Raw genomic sequence first — 16,557 nt, forward strand, 5'->3', positions numbered from 1 at the left:
AGCCCCTGCACCACGTGCTTCTCTCCGCGTGAGTCTCCCGCTCGCCGTCCTCCCGCCCGGCGCCGCGTACGTACTTGTACGCATACCCCAGCCGTCCCCAGCTGTCGCAGACTTCAACCCGGCGGCGACGACCTGCTCGTACGGACGCCGGGCGGGCCGCGGGCGCGGGGGAGCGGCGGCCCGTCCGGCATGGCCGCCCCCCTCGCCCGGTCCGCCCGCCTCAGGCACCCCAGGCCGCCGCGCACAGCGCGCGGTCGACCTCGTCGGTGTAGCGGGCCGCGGCCAGCCAGGCCCGGGCGAACCGGCCGGTGTCCGCGGGGAGCAGCCGGCCGAAGACATCGCGGGACCGCTCCGCCGCGGCCGCGTGGAGTTCGTCCACGAGGTCCCCCGCCGTCGCCAGACCGTGTCGGCCAAGCCGCCGGACGTCGGCCGCCGTGTTCCCGGGGAAGGACAGCACGATCCGGCCGCCCGAGGCCGCCTGGTGCACGCGCCGGCGCAGCAGGTGCACCGGAGCCTCGTCGGGCGTGGGCGCCGCGGCCACAGGCGTCGGGGAGGTGGGCAGGTCGGCTCGGAGCAGCCGGTCCAGACCGGCGTCGACGCGGGTGCCGGAGACGGTGGGGTGCTCGGCCGCCAGCAGTTGGGCCCTGGGATGCGGGGCCGGGACGAGCCGGGCCACGACCCGGAGCCGGCTGCCGCGGGCGGCGGCGAGCAGGCGGAGGTTGTCGCGGTGCGGGAGCGCCGGGTGGTCGTGCGCGGCGGTCAGCCGCAACGGGACGCCCCCGCAGTCGGCGAGCAGACTGTCACCCGCCGCCTCCCGGACCGTGCCCGTGAGGGTGACCTCCAGGAAGAGCAGGTCGTGGCCCCCGCTCAGGGCACTGCACACCTGGTCGGCGACCGGCACCGACCAGAGCCGGTCCAGGGGCTCCGCGCGCCAGTCGGCACCGGACGCGCGGACCGCCCGTACCCCCGCGCCCGCGCCGAGCCGGCCCGTCGGGGAGACCGTCGCCCCCGACACCGCGAGTCCGGCCCTGGACAGTTCCCGGTGGGTCAGAGCCGTGTCGCCGACGCGTACGGCCCGGTCGGCCGCGCCCACCGCCCGACCGGCGCCGCCCGGTGCCACGTCCGACACCTGGTACAGGCGGCCCGCGGCGTCGGCGGTCCAGGTGACGGCGCCCGCGTACCCGCTCGCCGTGAGAACCGGCTCGGAGAACAGGCCGTACAGCCGCAGTGAGCCGTCCGGGCGGTACGGCTGCCGCACCGTACCGCGCAGCTCGGTCAGTTCCGGGCCGACGGCGTGCGGGATGCGGTGGGCCGCCGACAGCGCGTCGCGCAGCACGGTGACGAGGTCGGCGAGGCGGTGGGCCGGGTCGGCGGAGCGGGCGGCGCGCAGCGCGGTCACCACGGAGACCGCCGTGGCGGCGGCCCTCGGGAGACCCGCGAGGCGTGCCGTGTGCGCGGCGCGCAGCAGTTCCGTCTGGAGCACCGCCCCGGAGCCGTCCGTACCGGCTTCGAGCACGGCGGTCGCGGCGGCGTGGACGGCACGAGCGGCGGCGCACTGCTCGGGTGTGGCCCGTTCGGGGCCGGGTCCGGCTTCCGTCCCGTCCGCCGGTTCCTCTGACGAACTGGTCCGCGCCGCACCGGAGTCGGCGGCCGTGCCCGGTTCTGCCGCCGGTTCCGCGTTCGCGTTCGGGTCTGTGGGCCGTTCCGCGCCCGGTTCGGGCGACGGTTCCGCGCCCGGTTCGACGTCCGGTTCAGCGTTGCCTTCGGCTTCCGCTTCAGCGCCCCCTTCGACGTCCGGTTCCGCGATCGGTGCCGCCGACGCCGCCGCGGCGCGGTGCAGGCAGTCCGGTGCCAGCAGGCAGCCGCAGCGGATGGCCTCGGTGCTGGTCACCGCGCCGCCGGGGGCGTGGAGTTCGACGTCGGTGCTGTCGTCGACGGCGATCCGTACGGTGTCGCCGTCCCGGACGACCGGGCGCTCCGCCAGCTTGGCGACGCCCGCGTCGAGCCGCTTGCGCAGCCGGGGCGAGAGCGCCGCGACGAGTTCGGCGGTCACAGCGGGGGCGACCGGAGGCAGCGCGGTGCTCCCGAGCTGCTCGATCTCGAGATCCTGGTTCATGCGATCTTCTCCCCTACCCAGCGGGCGAGTTCGAGCGGACTGAGGGCGGCCACCGGCATCCCCGCGGCGACCAGCCGGCTCGCGACCCCGGTGGAGTACCGGGGCCGGCCGGCGTCGTCCAGGCTCGCGCATCCGAGGACATGACAGCCGGCGCCGACCAGGGCGCGGACCTCGCCGAGCAGCCCGCCGAGGGGGTAGCCCTCCTCGAAGTCGCTGACGACCACGACGAGTGTCCGCGAGGGCACGGTGACCAGTTCGCGGGCGTGCCGCAGCCCGGCCGCGATGTGGGTCCCGCCGCCCACGCTGACCTCGAGCAGCAGCGACAACGGGTCCTCGACATGGTCGGTCAGGTCGATGACCTCGGTGGAGAAGGCCAGGAAGTGCGTGGACAGGGTGGGCACCCCGGCGAGCACGGACGCCGTGAGCGCCGCCCAGACCGTGGACGCCTCCATGGACCCCGACACGTCGGTGACGAGGACCAGCCGCCAGTCGGCGGCCTTTCGGGCCCGGGCGCGGAAGACCGGATGCTCCGGGATGACCTGGACCGTGCCGTCCGGAGTGCGGCGCGCGGTCGCCAGGTTCGCCCGCAGCGTGCGGGGCAGGTCGAGTCCACCGCCGGGACGGCGGCTGGGGCGCGGCAGGGCGGTGCCGTGCAGCGCCGGGCGCAGCCGCGTGGCCAGCTGCCGGGTCAGCGCGTCCACCAGGCGGCAGACGAGCGGACGCAGGGCGGCCAGCCGAGCCTCCGGCAGCCCGCCCGCGTGCCGGAGCACCGAGCGGAGCAGATCGACCGAGGGCCGTGCGGCGGCGGGGTCGAGTTCCGCGAACACGTCCGGCCGGCCCGTCGCGGCGGCGGCCGCCAGCACCTCCTCCCGGATGCCCGGGCCGAAGAGCGCCGCCAGCTCCTCGGACCATTCCCGCACCCCGGGATAAGACGCCTCCCGGCCGCCGCCGCGCCCCGCACCGGTGAGGTCGCCCCGGCTGCCCTCGCCGCGTCCGCTGCCGTACAGCTCGTCGAGCGCGGTCGCCAACGGCCTTGCGGAGTCGGGGAGTTGGTCGGTCCGGCGGCCCAGTACAAGGCGCCAGCGGTCGGCCGGGGCGAGTCGGTGATCCGAGCCGGAGGCGGGGTCGGCCGGTCCGTCGGCCGTGGCCGGGGCGGCCTCCGGCTGCCGGGGCGGCGGCAGGAGCCCCCAGGCACCGAGGGCCTCGCGGGCGGCGAGGTCGGCACGGGTCCAGGCGGCCAGCGCGCCGGGGTCGACGGCGCCGGTGTCGGCCAGACGGCGCTCGTCCAGGCGCTCCTCGACAGCGGACAGGAGCCGGTCGCGGGCGGCCGGGCTCAGCGTGTCGAAGCCGCCCCGCAGCGCGGGCAGCCGGTCCAGGAAGTCCCGGTCGGACAGCTCCGACACCCGCCCCAGCAGCGGCTCCAGCGCGGGCGCCGCCGACTCCAGCAACTGGCCCGCCGCGGTCAGCAGTCCCGCGAGCCGCGCGGTCAGCGCGGACCGGGACCCGGGATCGCAGGCGCCGTCCACCCAGGACGCCACCCGGTCGCCGAAGCCCCGCGGATCCTCGTGCCCGAGCAGCACGCGTACGGCACCCGCGGCGCCGCGCATCAGCGGGGAACCGTCGGCGGCCAGCCGGGCCAGCGCGTCGGTGAGCCGGATGCCGCCCAACAGGTCGGCCCGGTGGGCGAGTTCCAGCAGGGCGTGCGCGTCGGCCGGGTCCTCTGAACCGGTGAGGCCGTCCACCTGGCGCACGGCGGCGGCGGTGAGCAGCTCGGCCACCGACGCCGCCCGTGCCGTACGGTCCTCGTCGGCCGGCAGCCCCGCGATGTGACCGGACCCCAACCGGTCCAGCAGGGCCAGTCCGGCGAGGAGTTCGGGCAGCGTGCCGGAGTCCGGCAGCACCTCGGCCAGGTCGTCGAGCCGTTCGTCCGTCAGGCCCGGCAGTCCGCACTGCGCCGCCTGCTCCAGGCCGTGCAGGGCCTGCGCCGCTGTGGGCCCGCCCTCGTCCTGCTCCGTGCGCCGCCGCTCCCGCAGCAGACCCTCGGCGGCCTGGGCCGGGGTGACGCCCCGGACGCCCGCCGCGGTCAGCATCGCCGCAGTCGCGGGCGTCCAGCGCACCTCCCAGCGGGACGTCAGCGCCTCGGCGCCGCCCACGCCGGCGACCTCCTTGGGTTCCGCGTACGGCACCGCGCACACCGTCAGGCGGCGCAGCAGGAGTTCGCGGCCGCGGTCCAGTTCGGAGCGGAGCGGGTCGAGACGTAGATCGCGGGCGGTGCCGGGGCCGGATTCCGCCGGGCCGGGCAGGCCCAGTGCGGCCAGCTCCGCCTCGACGGCCGGAGCGAGCCCGCTGCGCGGCGCGTCGGGTGCCGGCCGGCCCGCGCGCGTGCCGACGAGCACCTTCTCCATCGCCCGGGCGACAGCCCGTCCCCGCCCGTACGGCTCCCCCTGCGCGAGCACCGTCTGCACGGCCTCCACCAACTCGCCCCGCCCCGCCGCGGGCAGCCCCCGCAGCCGGGCCAGATCGCCGGCGAGCCGCACGATCTCCCGCGCGTCGGGCGGCCCCGAAGGATGCCCGAGCGCCCGCAGCTCGGCGCACACCCGCACGGCCGCACCGGTAAGCACGTCCTCCAGCGCGGCCGGATCGCCGGCGGCGCCGAGCACCCGGTGCTGCCACTCGGGGTCCCGGATCCCGGCGGGATAGCCGGAGCGCTCGTCGAGGAGGGGGTAGGTGTACGGGATGAGGGAGGTCGTCCAGGGCGATGCCGCGGCGGCGGGCCGGCCGGATGTGCCGTCGTCGGCCGGTGCCAGCAGGGCCGGCGCGTGGAAGGCGCCCACCACCACGGCGGCCCGCTCTCCGTTCGCGGTGGCCCCGGCGAGACACGACCGCATCCACCGCTCCCGCCGCAGGTCCAGCTCCGGCACCCCGCCCGAGCCCGCCGCATCCTCGCGCAGCGCCCACCCCGTGAGCAGTGCGGCCCGCCGCAGGGCCTCCGGTGTCGAACCCGGGGCGGTGGCCTCGACCAGCCGGTCCCAGAGGTCGTCGCCGGGGCGTCCGGTGAGGCGGGAGCGCAGGGCGGCGCCCAGTCCGGCGAGGGACCCCTCCACCGCCGGGTTCCCGTGGCCGGCGGGCTCCTCGGGTTCCTCCCGGCCCCACGCCCGGTCCGCGAGCGGCAGGTCGCAGGCGAGGACCGGTACGCCGTGCCGTGCCGCCCACCGCACCGCCACCAGTTCCGGGGAGAAGTCGGCGAAGGGATAGAACGCCGGGCCCCCGCCTCCGTCGCGGGGTGCGGCGGCGAGGGCGACGGGTGCCCGGGTCTCCTCGTGGGCGAGCCAGGGCAGCCAGTCCTGCAGTTCGGCGGGGAGTTCGACGAGCAGGACGTCCGGCTTCGCCGCCTCCAGCAGCGCCGGTACGGCCGCGGCCAGGGACGGCGCGTGGTGCCGTACGCCGATGAGGTACGGCGCCGCCGGGTCGGTGAGGGCCAGGACGGCGGCCTCGGGAGAAGGGTGGAGCACGGCCGTCAGCCCTCCAGGACCGTGCGCAGGTCCCACAGGGTCCGCCAGGTGGCGGAGCCCTGCTCGGCACGGCGCCGGACGGGACCGTCCCAGTAGCCGCGCAGCCGGGCCGCATCCGCCGGGTCGTCCTTGCGCACGACACCGAGGAGATGGCCCGGGAGCAGGCCGAGGACGTCGCGGTCACCGGGGAAGTACGCCGCGGCCAGCCCGAGCGCGCCGGCGACGGACACGGCCTCCGCGGTGCTCATCACGGTGGAGGGCCGCTCCACCTCCCACCCCTCCGTCGACCGACCCTCCCGCAGGTCCCGGAACGCGGTGACCAGAGCCTCCAGCACGGCGTCGTCGACCTGGAAGGGCGCCCCGGCCCGCTCCACCGACGCCCTGGCCTGGCTGCGCACCAGCGCCGTCTCGGCGTCGAGGTCCGGAATGGGGCCCACGGTCTCGAAGTTGAAGCGGCGCTTGAGCGCTGCGGACATCTCCGAGACGCCCTTGTCCCGCAGGTTGGCGGTGGCGATGAGGTTGAACCCGGGCGCCGCGTGCGCCAGGGCGTCCTCGCCGCCCGCCAGTTCGGGTACCGCGATCCGCCGCTCCGACAGCAGCGACACCAGGGCGTCCTGCACCTCGGGCAGACAGCGGGTGACCTCCTCGACCCGGGCGATCGCACCCCGGGACATCGCGGTCAGCACCGGCGACGGCACCAGCGCCTGCCGGCTGGGGCCCTGAGCGAGCAACAGGGCGTAGTTCCAGCCGTACTTGAGCTGGTCCTCGGTCGTCCCCGCCGTGCCCTGCACCACCAGGCCGCTGGTTCCGCAGACGGCCGTGGACAGCAGCTCGGACAGCATGGACTTGGCGGTGCCGGGCTCGCCGACGAGCAGCAGGCCCCGCTCGCCGGCGAGCGTGACGACACACCGCTCCACCAGTGCCCGGTCGCCGACGAACTTGCCCTCCACCACCAGGCGCCGCGGCACCCCGTCCGGCACCTCGGCGTCCTCGGGCAGGCGCAGCGCCTGCCCGCCGCTGCCCATCACGAAGGTGACGACGGCCCGGGGCGTGAGCCGCCACGCGGGCGGGCGCGGACCGGCGTCGTGGGCGGCGAGGAAGGCCAGTTCGGTGGCGTACCGGTCCTCGGGCGGGACGATCTGACGGGTCGCGTCGGGAACGAGGACGGTGGTCATCGGCAGGTGCCCTTCGGGGTGGTGCGGGTGGTGGTCGGTGAGGAGAGGATCATCGGCGCCGCCCCCTGCGCGTCGCCCGGGTGGTCAGCTCCTCGTAGGCCGGGGCGTCCCCGGTGCGGACGCGCTCCCAGGCACGGGCGAACAGCTCGGGCACCGGCAGCAGGGGCTGGGCGCGCCGGCGGTCGAGGACCGGGTACAGGCCCTCCTTCCAGATCTCCACCGGCAGCGCGGGCGACTTCAGCTCGCGCCAGCCGCAGGGCAGGAACAGGCTCCGTCCCGCGCGTGGCCGCTTGGCCTCCACGACCAGGTCCGTCGCGGCCAGCTCCGCACGGGCCTTCTTCATGCGGGCGGGCTTCCAGCCGGTCCAGCGTGCGCAGTTGCGGTCCGTCGGGTCGGGCAGGGCCAGCAGCATGAGGTAGAGCGCTGCCGCGTCCTCGCCCAGGCCGTGCGCCGCGGCGGCCTCGGCGACGAGCGCGGGCACGGTGACGGTCGGGTCCTGCGCGTATCCCGAGGGACCCTCGGTGCCCACGCCGGCCTCGACCGCCCGGGCCAGGTCGTCGCCCAGGAGCGTGCGCAGCATGCGCAGCCCGTGCCCGCGCGCACCGCCGACCAGGCCTTCCAGCAGCCCGAACACGGTGTCGTCGGGGCCGGTGAGCGCGGCCGGGCGCACCAGGACCGTCTCCGTGTCGCGGTACCAGGGACGTAGGACGAGCGCCTCGCCGACGCGGGTGAGACCGTGCGCGTCGGAGCCCCCCGTCTCCGGGAGGCCGTGCGTCCTGCGCAGTTCGACGGCGGTCGAGCCGCCTTTCTCCGTCCACTCGACGTCCAGGTCGAGCAGCAGCTCCGGATCGGCCATCCGGCGGCGCAGGGCGGCCAGCCCCTCGGGCAGGTACGCGCGCAACGGGTGGCCGTACGGCAGGACGTAGGCCAGCGCGGCCAGGTCGTTCACGGCGCCAGCCAGCTCGCGCCGGCCGGGGATCGCGCCCGGGTCCGCCCAGGCGAGGTTGCCGTCCTTGTCCGGCCGCAGGACCGTGGTGCGGGCGAGCCAGGGGGTGCGGGACGGGTTGAGCACGTCCTCGGCGTATCCGGCGCCCGTCCCGGCCAGGTCGGCGGCGAGTTCCTCCGGAACGCGGACGAGCGAGCCGAGACGCTCGGCCCAGCCCCGGCCGGCGGCCGCGGTGTCCGGTCCGGTGGTCCACAGGTCGGCGGGGTCCGCGGGCAGCAGGGCGCCGAGCAGGGCGTTGCGTTCCTCCTGCGCCAGGGCGTTGACCCGGGAGACGGCGAACTCGCACTGCCGGGGCTTGAGTCCGAGCACGGCCAGTCCCTCCGCGCCGGGCGACTGCGGCAGGCCGGCCAGCAGCACGGCGGCCTGCAGTGGACCGAGTCCGCCGTCCGTCGCCGCGACCAGCGCCTCGGGCGCCTCGGACCGCCAGGGCGCGGCGCCCTTGTCCCGGATCAGCCGGGTGACGGTGGCGAGGTCTTCGGCGGAGATCCCCGTGTCGTGCCGGACCTCGCTCTCCAGCGCGAAGTGGGCGATCGCGCCGAACGCACCGGACGGGTCGTGGTCCAGGGCCAGCCAGCGCACCCGGTCCCGCTCGCTGTCGATGCTCTGGCAGCCGAGGATCACGACGGTACGGCCCTCGCGGCGCAGCACCTGGCCGGCCCGCTGCTGCTTGTCGTGCGGCTCGTTCAGCACGATCTCGCGCAGGTTGCCGCCGGCCGCCGCCAGCGGTCCTTCGGCGACCGCCTCCAGCAGCAGGAGCAACGGCTCCCGGCGGGCGTCGGACAGGGCGGGCGAGGCGGCCCGGTGGGCGAGCGCCCGCAGGACGCCCAGCGCGGACGGCCAGACCGTGCCGATGCCGGGGATGGTGCGCTCGTCGCTGAGCCAGCCGTCGCCCAGCGCGGCGAGCTGCTCCCGGTCGGGCAGTCGCCTGCCCTCGGCGGCCCCGCCGGACAGCACGTGGTTCACCGCCCGGATCTGGCGCAGCACGCTCCACCGCTCCCCGTACCACCCGCCGTGCAGGCCGACCACCCCGGACAGCGCGTTGTTCAGGGTGCGGTCGTCGCCGTGCCGGGGCCGGTAGTCGGCGAACATCTCCTCGTCCCCGGCGGCCTTCTGCGGCCGCTCCTGGGGCGGATTCGCGAACGTGGTGGCCGCATCGGTGAGGCGCAGCGTCACCCGCACCAGGGAGGTGACACCCGTGAGCAGCCGGCCGTCGGTGCAGCCGGGCAGGGCGAGGGCGACGGCTCCGAGGGCGACGTGGTCCGCGGACGGCACGGCGGCCCTGGCGGCCTCGTCCGATCCGGCCCGCTCCAGCGCCTGCCGCCGCCCTTCCAGCGCCAGCGCCGTGACCCGCAGCAGCTCGGCCGCCCGTTCGTCGGTCAGGGCGCGCAGCACGGCCGAGCCCTGCTCGTCACGGGGGCGCAGCGCATGCCAGAAGGGCAGGGGCGGCACCAGCCGGGTTCCGGCGGCGAACTCGCTGCCGCGCTCGTTCGGCGTCACCCGGCCCAGTTCGCCGTCCGCGGAGGTGTCGTCGGAGGCGAACAGGCCGACCTGCCGGATCATCTGCGCGGCCACGGGCTCGGCCCCGCCGGGCAGCCGCAGGGCGCCGAGCGGCGCCGAGCCGGTCCGACCGCCGTAGGACGCGGGCATGGAGACCGTGCGCCCGTCGGGCGTACCGGCGGTCCTGCGGGCGTCGGCGCCCTTGCCCTCCGCGCGCACCCACCGGCCGAGCACCGTCCCGTCGGTGCCGAACGGGCTGTCCTCCAGCCCCGGTCGGAGCGGCAGCACCTCGCAGAAACCGGGCAGCAGGGACGTCTCGTCCCGGATCCCGGCGCGCAGCAGTGCGGGCAGGGAGGCGCGGCCGTGCGTGCCGGTGGCCGGGTCGTACTCGAGCCAGACGGTCTCCAGGCCCTGCCTGCCCTGACGCCAGTACGTGGTGCCGTCGGCGATGACGGCGCGGCTCGGGGGCAGGACCGTGTCGCCCGCGTGCAGGGTGCGGCCGCCGGTCGCGCGGCCGCCGTCCGGCAGCGGGACGGAGGCGGTGTCCGTCTCGTTGCCCGACCACCAGGACGAGAGCTGTTCGCCGCCCAGCTCCACCACCTCGGTGGGGCGGGCGGACCAGTAGCCGTGCTGCGTGCGGCCCTGCCGCCACATCACCAGCAGCTCCCCGTCCACGTACCGGAACCGGGGGCGCTGCCAGCGGTCCAGCTCCTGGGGCAGCCGCAGGTCGTGTTCGAGGAGGATCCCGTCCGGGCCGACCACGATCGCCTTGTGCCCGCGCACCACGATCAGTGCGGGCCACGCCTCGTGCAGCGTCAGCGTGCTGTCCTTGTCCTTCCTGGTCTCGGCGTCGAGCAGCTCCAGCGCCTCGTCCAGGGCGGCCCAGCCCAGTTCGTCCAGGATCCCGGCGCGCAGGGTGCGGCCGAGCAGCGGCGCCACCTCGTGTCCGGCGACGCGGGCGACGGCGTCGGGACCGGCCTCGGAGGCGACCGTGCGGAAGGGGCGCAGCCGGTCGAGCGCGGCACGGGCGCGGGGCAGGCCCACCGCGCGCGTGAACTCCCCGGCGGCCTCGTCCAGCCACTCGCGCAGCACCACGGACAGCACGGGATGGGCGGCGGCCGTCTTCAGCAGGCCGGAACTGCGGGAGTCCTTGCCCACCGGCTCGACGGCCTGGTGCAGCAGGCGCCGCAGGCGCGGGTCGGCCGCGACGGCCACCAGGTCCCGGCGGCCGGCCCGGGTGTCCTTCAGCCAGTCGGTGAGCGCCAGGTACACGTTCACGTCGGGGCCGGGCACGGTGAGCGGGACGCCCTCGGCCACGCACAGGTCCAGCAGGTCGAGGTCGGCGCCCGCGTGCCAGCGGCCGGTGAACAGGTCGACCGGCCGCCCGGCGGCACGCAGCCCCGCAGCCATCCGCTCGACGAGGGCCAGCGTGCCCGGGGAGCGGCGCGACCAGGACCCGCCGTGCTTGCGGAAGAGCGCCCAGCGGCTCAGCCAGTCCGCGGGATCGACCCCGTACTCCTCGGCCGCCGCCTGCTCGGTCAGCAGCCGCTCGGCCCCGCACTCGGCGAGCAGCGTCAGCCAGAACTCGTCGTCCTGGACCTCCCGGCCCAGTCCGGCCGGCATGATCTCCAGCAGGCGCGCCCGCACGGCCGGCTGCCGCTCCGCGAGGACCGGCAGGACCGTGCGGAAGGAGTTCCAGAAGGACGCGGGCGCCCGGACGGCGGCGGGGGAGGCCAGCAGGTCGGCGACCAGGGCGCACTCCTCGGTCGCCCGGTCCAGGCCCGCCGCCCTGATCAGCCCGCGTGCGTCCTGCGGCAGCGAGGCGTACGGCGGCATGCCGGCCGCGCAGCGCTCGACCGTCAGCTGCCGGAACTGCGCCCACGCGGCGGCCGGGTCGAGGCGCCGGGCGAGGTCCTTCACGTGCTCCTTGAGGGCCTTGACGGTCAGCGCTCCGGCGAAGGCGAACTCCAGGAAGACGGCCCGCTGCCGCTCCTCGTCCACGGCGAGCGCGTGCACCCGCTCGGCCTCGCGGGCCTTGCCGAAGAAGGCGGCCGCGTAGGTGGTGTTCTCGTGCTGCAGGAAGGCCCGTGCGGCCTGCTCGTAGAAGGTCGGCAGGAAGTGCGGCACGGCGCGGCCGAGCTGCTCGCCGAGCGCCTCGAAGCCCTCCTTGGCGGTGCCGGGGCGGGACTTGGCCTGCCGGGCGAGCCGCTCGACGTCCTTGACCAGGGCGAGCGCGTGGTGCCCGTTGGCCGGGTCGTTCACCAGCGCCCAGGCCGGGAAGCCCAGCGTCTCCTTGCGTACCTGCCCGACCTCGGGCACGTCCGGCTCGCGGGCGAGGCCCAGGAACTCCAGCGCCAGGTCCTCGGCCTCGCCGAGGGTGCCCGGCACCAGGCGGACCACCTGACGGCCGTCCAGGGCGGGGTGTGTGTAGGTGCGGACGGTGAGGCCGTCGGCGTCCTCGCGCGCGGTGCTGCCCGGGGGCAGTACGGCGCCGGCGTCCAGCAGCGTGGCCGTGGTGGTCTCGTCGTACCCGGTGATGACCGTCATGCCGCCTGCTCCTCGTCCTGGATGTCCCGCCCGGCGTACAGCGCCGCCGCCATGCGCATGCCCTCCGACCAGGCGACCGGTCCGACCTGACCGAGCTTCAGCACGCGCCCGGCGGGGTCGGACCACACCAGCGACCCGGTCTCGGTCTCCTCGTAGCCGTCGTAGTCGCCGACCCAGACACGGGCCTCGGTGCCGCGGCCGCCCTCCAGGACCGAGCACACGGCGTGTCCGCCGCGCACCCGGTATCCGAGCTGGGTGACCCTGCCGTGCAGGAAGCGCAGTTCCTTGTACGAGCCGCCCGCGTACTCCTCCACCTGGGTGCCCTCGGCGTCCACGCCGGCCGGGCGCTGCCAGACCTCGCGGAAGAGCTGTCCCGCCCGCTGCTCGACGCCCAGTTCGACGGCGAACTCGCGCAGTTCCTCCAGGTCGTCCAGGAGGACCGGGTGAGGGATGCGGACGAGTTCGGGGGAGATACGGACGGTGTCGCCGTCGAGGTCGACGAGACCCAGGCCGCGCTCGGGGTCGGCGTCCCGCAGGAAACCGGCGACCTGTCCGTCGTCCCCGGTCACGACCACGTCGCGCAGCGCGGCCTGCCAGGCGGGGTCCGGCCACACGCGGGCGATGACGGCGAACGGCACCGGAAGCGAGCGGACCATCCACCGCTCGACGTCGGCCAGGCACTGCCGCTCGTGCCGCTCCAGCCACTCGGCGAGCTGCCTCAGCCCCACGACCGCCGGATCGTCACCGAGTTTGGCGGGCACGGACTTCAGCCGGCGCCCGGCCGCATTGCGGCACACCACTTTCCCGCCGTCGAGAGCGACCTCATAGTCGCCGGCCGCAACCCACCCCATACATGCCTCCCCGCATGCGCAGTGATCAAGTGACGGGAACTCTAGGGGAGGCCACTGACAACGCCGTCCGCCGCCCGGGAGGCACGCATCCCGACGGAACCGGCCACCGTGGACCGTGTACGAGTCGAGGAGGATTCGGGGACCCCGGATCCGCGTGCCGGGCGGGCGGGGCGCTGCCTCCCGGGTGGCCGCGGTCGTCCGGGCTCGACATCGACACCCTGCTCATCCACGGCGGCCGCTACTACGTCGACGGCATCCTGTGCGACGCCGACCGCCCGGCATCCCCGTACCGGACGAGGACGACAAGGAGCAGCCGGCTCCCGGGACCGACGCCCACTGGGACTACTGGAACCAGCCCGACGGCTTCCGCGACCCGGAGAACCCCGTCGACCGGCTGCCCTCGCCCGCCCAGTCGCCCTTCGTCGTCTACCTGAAGGTGTGGGAGCGGGCGGTCTCCGCGGCCGAGGACCCGGCGCTGCGCGAGGTCGCCCTCGGCGCCGCGCTGCCCGACACCGCCGTCCGCGCCAAGGTGGTCTGGCAGGTGCTGCCGCTGTCCCTGTCCGCGCTCGACATCGAGGGCGGCGAACCGTCCGCCCAGGCCGTGCGTGACGCGTTCGAGAAGTGGACGAAGGCCCAGGCGGAGCCCTCCGCGAGGCTCGCCGCCCGCAGCGAGCGGCCCGAGCACGCCGACGAGGACCCCTGCCTGGTCCGGCCCGACGCCCGCTACCGGGGCCCGGAGAACGAGCTGTACCGGGTCGAGGTCCACGCGGGCGGCGACGCGAATGACGCCACCTTCAAGTGGTCGAGGGAGAACGGCTCCGTGGTCTTCCCGGTCGACGAACTGGACGGCACCTGGGTGCAGTTGGCGACCCTCGGCCTCGACGACAAGCTCGACCTGGACGTCGGCGACCACGTCGAGTTCACCGACACGGCCTACGCCGGGCGTCAGCGCCGCTCGGCGCCCTTCTCCTGCTGCTCCTTGTGCAGCTTCTTGATCCGCACGGTTTCCTTGCGGACCTCGGCCTGGGTGGCGCGCTCCTTGTCCAGCCACTCGGGCCGCTCTTCCTTGAGCGCCTCGATCTGCTCGGTGGTCAGCGCCTCTGTGACCCCGCCGCGGGCGAGGCCCGCGATGGACACGCCGAGCTTCGCGGCGACCACCGGGCGCGGGTGCGGGCCGTTCTCCCGCAGTACACGCAGCCACTCCGGCGGGTTGGCCTGCAGCTCGTTCAGCTCGGCGCGCGAGACCACACCCTCCTGGAACTCGGCGGGGGTGGCGGGGAGGTACACACCCAGCTTCTTCGCCGCGGTCGCGGGCTTCATCGTCTGGGTGCTCTGCTGCGAACTCATGAGGCCAAGGGTATCGGCCGCGTGCCGGACGGCCGACCACGGCCGGTAACCTGGCCTGGTGACAGGCTCGGAGGAAACACCGTCGTTCCGGCTCGCGTACGTCCCCGGAGCGACGCCCGCCAAGTGGGTGCGGATCTGGAACGAGCGCCTGCCCGGCGTCCCGCTCACCCTGGTCGCGGTGCCCAGCACCGAGGCGGCGGACGTGCTGCGGGCGGGCGAGGCCGACGCGGGCCTCGTACGGCTGCCGGTCGACCGTACGTTCTTCAGCGCGATCCCCCTCTACACCGAGACCACGGTGGTCGTGGTCCCCAAGGACCACCTGATCACGGCGGCGGACGAGGTGAGCCTGGCCGACCTCGCCGACGAGGTGCTCTTCCACCCCCTGGACGACGTCTTCGACTGGGACAGCCCGCCCGGCGAGCCCGCCTTCGAACGCCCCGCGACGACGGAGGGCGCCATCGAGCTGGTGGCGGCGGGAGTGGGCCTCCTGATCGTCCCGCAGTCCCTCGCCCGCCTCCACCACCGCAGGGACCTCACCTACCGCCCGGTCGTCGACGCACCCCGGTCGAGCGTCGCCCTGTCCTGGCCGGAGGAGGCGACCACCGACCTGGTGGAGGACTTCATCGGCATCGTCCGCGGCCGGACCGTCAACAGCACGCGCGGTCGTACGCCGGCGAAGGACGAGGCGGATCAGAAGCGGAAGCGCCCGGAGCAGACCGGCACCCGGCAGAGGCAGGCGGCCGCGAAGTCGACGGGCGGCAAGCCCGCGAGCCGTGGCGCGCGGGGCCGCACGGGCTCCGGAGGCGCCAAGCCGGCGGCCAAGCGGGGCAAGCCACGCCGGAAGTCGTGACCTCTCACGATCCGCTCCGGAGGCCGTGACCCTTCAGGATCCCCGCCGGAGATCGTGACCCTTCAGGATCCCCGCCGGAGGCCGTGACTCTTCAGGACCCGCTCCGGACCGGTTCCTCCGCCCCGCCCTCCTCGGAGCCCCGCCGCACCGTCCCGCCCGCGGTCTCCGACTCGGGATGCACTCGCCGCTCCCGCAGGTCAGCCACCGCCAGTACCAGCGCGATCATGATGATCCCCACGGCGGTGAGCAGCCCGAGCTGAATCGCCGTGACGGAGCGCTCGTGGTTGGCCAGGTGCGCGAAGTACACCGCGCCGACCACGGCGATCCCGGCGGCCGAGCCCACGCGCTGTCCGGTCTGCAGCACCCCGCCGGCCGCACCGGCACGGTGCACGGGGACCCGGGTCAGCGTGAGTGTGGTGTTCGGGGAGACCGCCAGGCCCGAGCTGATGCCCCCGATGAACAGCGGCAGCGCCGAGGCCCATCCCACGGCCTGCCCGGGCACCAGCTGCACCGCCACGACCACCCCGAGCAGCCCCGCCGCGACCCCGCTCAGACCGACGACGACGAGTTTGCGGCCGTGGCGCACCACGAGTCGGCCACCGAGGGCGGCCCCGATCGCGGAGGCGACGGCGAAGGGCAGCACCGTGAGCCCCGCCGTCAGCGCGCTGTATCCGACCGTGTTCTGCAGGAACAGCGTGTAGACGAAGAAGACCGTGGTGAAGCCCGCGAAGTAGATCAGGCTGATCAGCGCGCCGAGCGTGAAGGACCGCAGGGAGAACAGGTTCAGGTCGACCAGGGGCGCCCGCCCGTGTCGTCCCTCGCGTCGCTCCCACGCCCAGAACGCGGCCAGCAGCAGCGCGGCCACCGGCATCAGCGCCCACTTCAGCCGCCCGGTCCACTGCTGCTCCTGCACCAGGGGCAGCATGAGCGCGAGCACGCCCGAGCCGAGGAGCAGCACCCCGAACAGGTCGAACTCCTCCCGCTTGTCCGACAGGGCGGGGAACCGGGGAAGCAGCCGCAGCCCCGCGGCGAACGCGGCGATCCCGATGGGCAGGTTGACGAAGAACACCCAGCGCCAGCCGTCGTCCGTGCCGACGGCGTTGATCAGCAGACCGCCCGCCAGCGGGCCCACCGCCGTCGAGACCCCGATGACGCTGCCGAGCAGTCCGAAGGCCTTGGCCCGCTCGGCGCCCTGGAACATCTGCTGGATCAGCCCCGAGGTCTGTGGTGCGACCATGCCCGCCGCCGTGCCCTGGACCAGCCGGAACAGCACCAGCCAGGAGGCGCCGGGCGCGAGCCCGCACGCCGCCGAGGCGAGCGTGAACACGGCGAGCCCGAACAGGAAGGCCTGCCGCCGCCCGCGGATGTCGCCCAGCCGGCCCGCCGGGACGAGCGCGAGCCCGAAGGTGAGGGCGTACCCGGACACCACCCAGGACTGGGCGGCCTCGGAAGCGCCGAGCCCGTGCTCCATCGAGGGCAGCGCCACGTTCACGATCGAGGTGTCGAGCAGCGAGATGAACCCCGCCGTCAGACAGACCCCGAGCGCCTTCCACCGCCGGTCGTCGGGGGCGGGCCGGGCCTGTTCTGTGGTCATGGGGTCACGCTAAGCAGCCACCCCGCCCAACGCACGGAAGGAGCGCTTCCGCGCGCGTCGGA

At 75.5% G+C, this 16,557-nt stretch carries 8 protein-coding genes and 1 pseudogene; 2 read left to right on the forward strand and 7 right to left on the reverse strand.

Features of this window, described 5'->3' with window-relative positions; translation table 11 throughout:
• Positions 1-220: 220 nt before the first annotated feature.
• From FB157_RS15795 to FB157_RS15815, 5 genes are read right to left on the reverse strand one after another with little or no spacing between them, the layout of a single operon-like run.
• The gene (locus FB157_RS15795; RefSeq protein ID WP_145880106.1) at positions 221-2,116 is read right to left on the reverse strand and encodes a hypothetical protein; all 1,896 of its coding nucleotides are present in this window, start codon (positions 2,114-2,116) and stop codon (positions 221-223) included.
• A complete protein-coding gene (locus FB157_RS15800) occupies positions 2,113-5,628 on the reverse strand; it encodes a DUF5682 family protein (RefSeq protein WP_186581528.1) in 3,516 nt (1,171 codons plus the stop codon). Before FB157_RS15800 ends, FB157_RS15795 begins: the two co-directional genes overlap by 4 nt.
• Before the next feature lie 5 nt (positions 5,629-5,633).
• A complete protein-coding gene (locus FB157_RS15805) occupies positions 5,634-6,803 on the reverse strand; it encodes an AAA family ATPase (RefSeq protein WP_145880110.1) in 1,170 nt (389 codons plus the stop codon).
• Between the two features lie 49 nt (positions 6,804-6,852).
• Entirely contained in the window at positions 6,853-11,853 is a 5,001-nt protein-coding gene (locus FB157_RS15810) for a PHP-associated domain-containing protein (protein ID WP_145880112.1), read from the reverse strand.
• Positions 11,850-12,704, reverse strand: a complete 855-nt coding sequence (locus tag FB157_RS15815) for a DUF4132 domain-containing protein (RefSeq protein ID WP_145880114.1) — start codon at positions 12,702-12,704, stop codon at positions 11,850-11,852. The genes FB157_RS15810 and FB157_RS15815 overlap by 4 nt, the downstream gene beginning before the upstream one ends.
• Before the next feature lie 206 nt (positions 12,705-12,910).
• On the opposite strand from FB157_RS15815, the pseudogene FB157_RS15820 reads away from it, so the two are divergent.
• Positions 12,911-13,650: pseudogene (locus FB157_RS15820) on the forward strand (DUF6519 domain-containing protein); the annotation flags it as partial.
• Here FB157_RS15820 and FB157_RS47940 read toward each other — a convergent pair.
• Positions 13,650-14,051 (reverse strand): DUF5997 family protein, encoded by a 402-nt coding sequence (locus FB157_RS47940; RefSeq protein ID WP_145880421.1) that lies wholly within the window; start codon positions 14,049-14,051, stop codon positions 13,650-13,652. The pseudogene FB157_RS15820 and the gene FB157_RS47940 sit on opposite strands and share 1 nt — an antisense overlap.
• A gap of 58 nt (positions 14,052-14,109) precedes the next feature.
• Between FB157_RS47940 and FB157_RS15830 the strand changes: the two genes are divergently transcribed.
• On the forward strand, positions 14,110-14,901 hold the full coding sequence (locus FB157_RS15830) for a LysR family substrate-binding domain-containing protein (RefSeq protein WP_145880116.1): 792 nt from the start codon (positions 14,110-14,112) through the stop codon (positions 14,899-14,901).
• Between the two features lie 91 nt (positions 14,902-14,992).
• On the opposite strand, the gene FB157_RS15835 is transcribed toward FB157_RS15830, so the two are convergent.
• On the reverse strand, positions 14,993-16,495 hold the full coding sequence (locus FB157_RS15835; RefSeq protein ID WP_145880118.1) for an MFS transporter: 1,503 nt from the start codon (positions 16,493-16,495) through the stop codon (positions 14,993-14,995).
• Between the last annotated feature and the right edge of the window lie 62 nt (positions 16,496-16,557).

The sequence above is a fragment of the Streptomyces sp. BK340 genome (genome assembly GCF_007827595.1).
Classification (GTDB): domain Bacteria; phylum Actinomycetota; class Actinomycetes; order Streptomycetales; family Streptomycetaceae; genus Streptomyces.

Bases quoted from the DNA above. Each gene is read 5' to 3' on its own strand.
- FB157_RS15795 (WP_145880106.1), bottom strand. From the start codon at position 2,116: ATGAACCAGGATCTCGAGATCGAGCAGCTCGGGAGCACCGCGCTGCCT.
- FB157_RS15805 (WP_145880110.1), bottom strand. From the start codon at position 6,803: ATGACCACCGTCCTCGTTCCCGACGCGACCCGTCAGATCGTCCCGCCC.
- FB157_RS15810 (WP_145880112.1), bottom strand. From the start codon at position 11,853: ATGACGGTCATCACCGGGTACGACGAGACCACCACGGCCACGCTGCTG.
- FB157_RS15815 (WP_145880114.1), bottom strand. From the start codon at position 12,704: ATGGGGTGGGTTGCGGCCGGCGACTATGAGGTCGCTCTCGACGGCGGG.
- FB157_RS47940 (WP_145880421.1), bottom strand. From the start codon at position 14,051: ATGAGTTCGCAGCAGAGCACCCAGACGATGAAGCCCGCGACCGCGGCG.
- FB157_RS15835 (WP_145880118.1), bottom strand. From the start codon at position 16,495: ATGACCACAGAACAGGCCCGGCCCGCCCCCGACGACCGGCGGTGGAAG.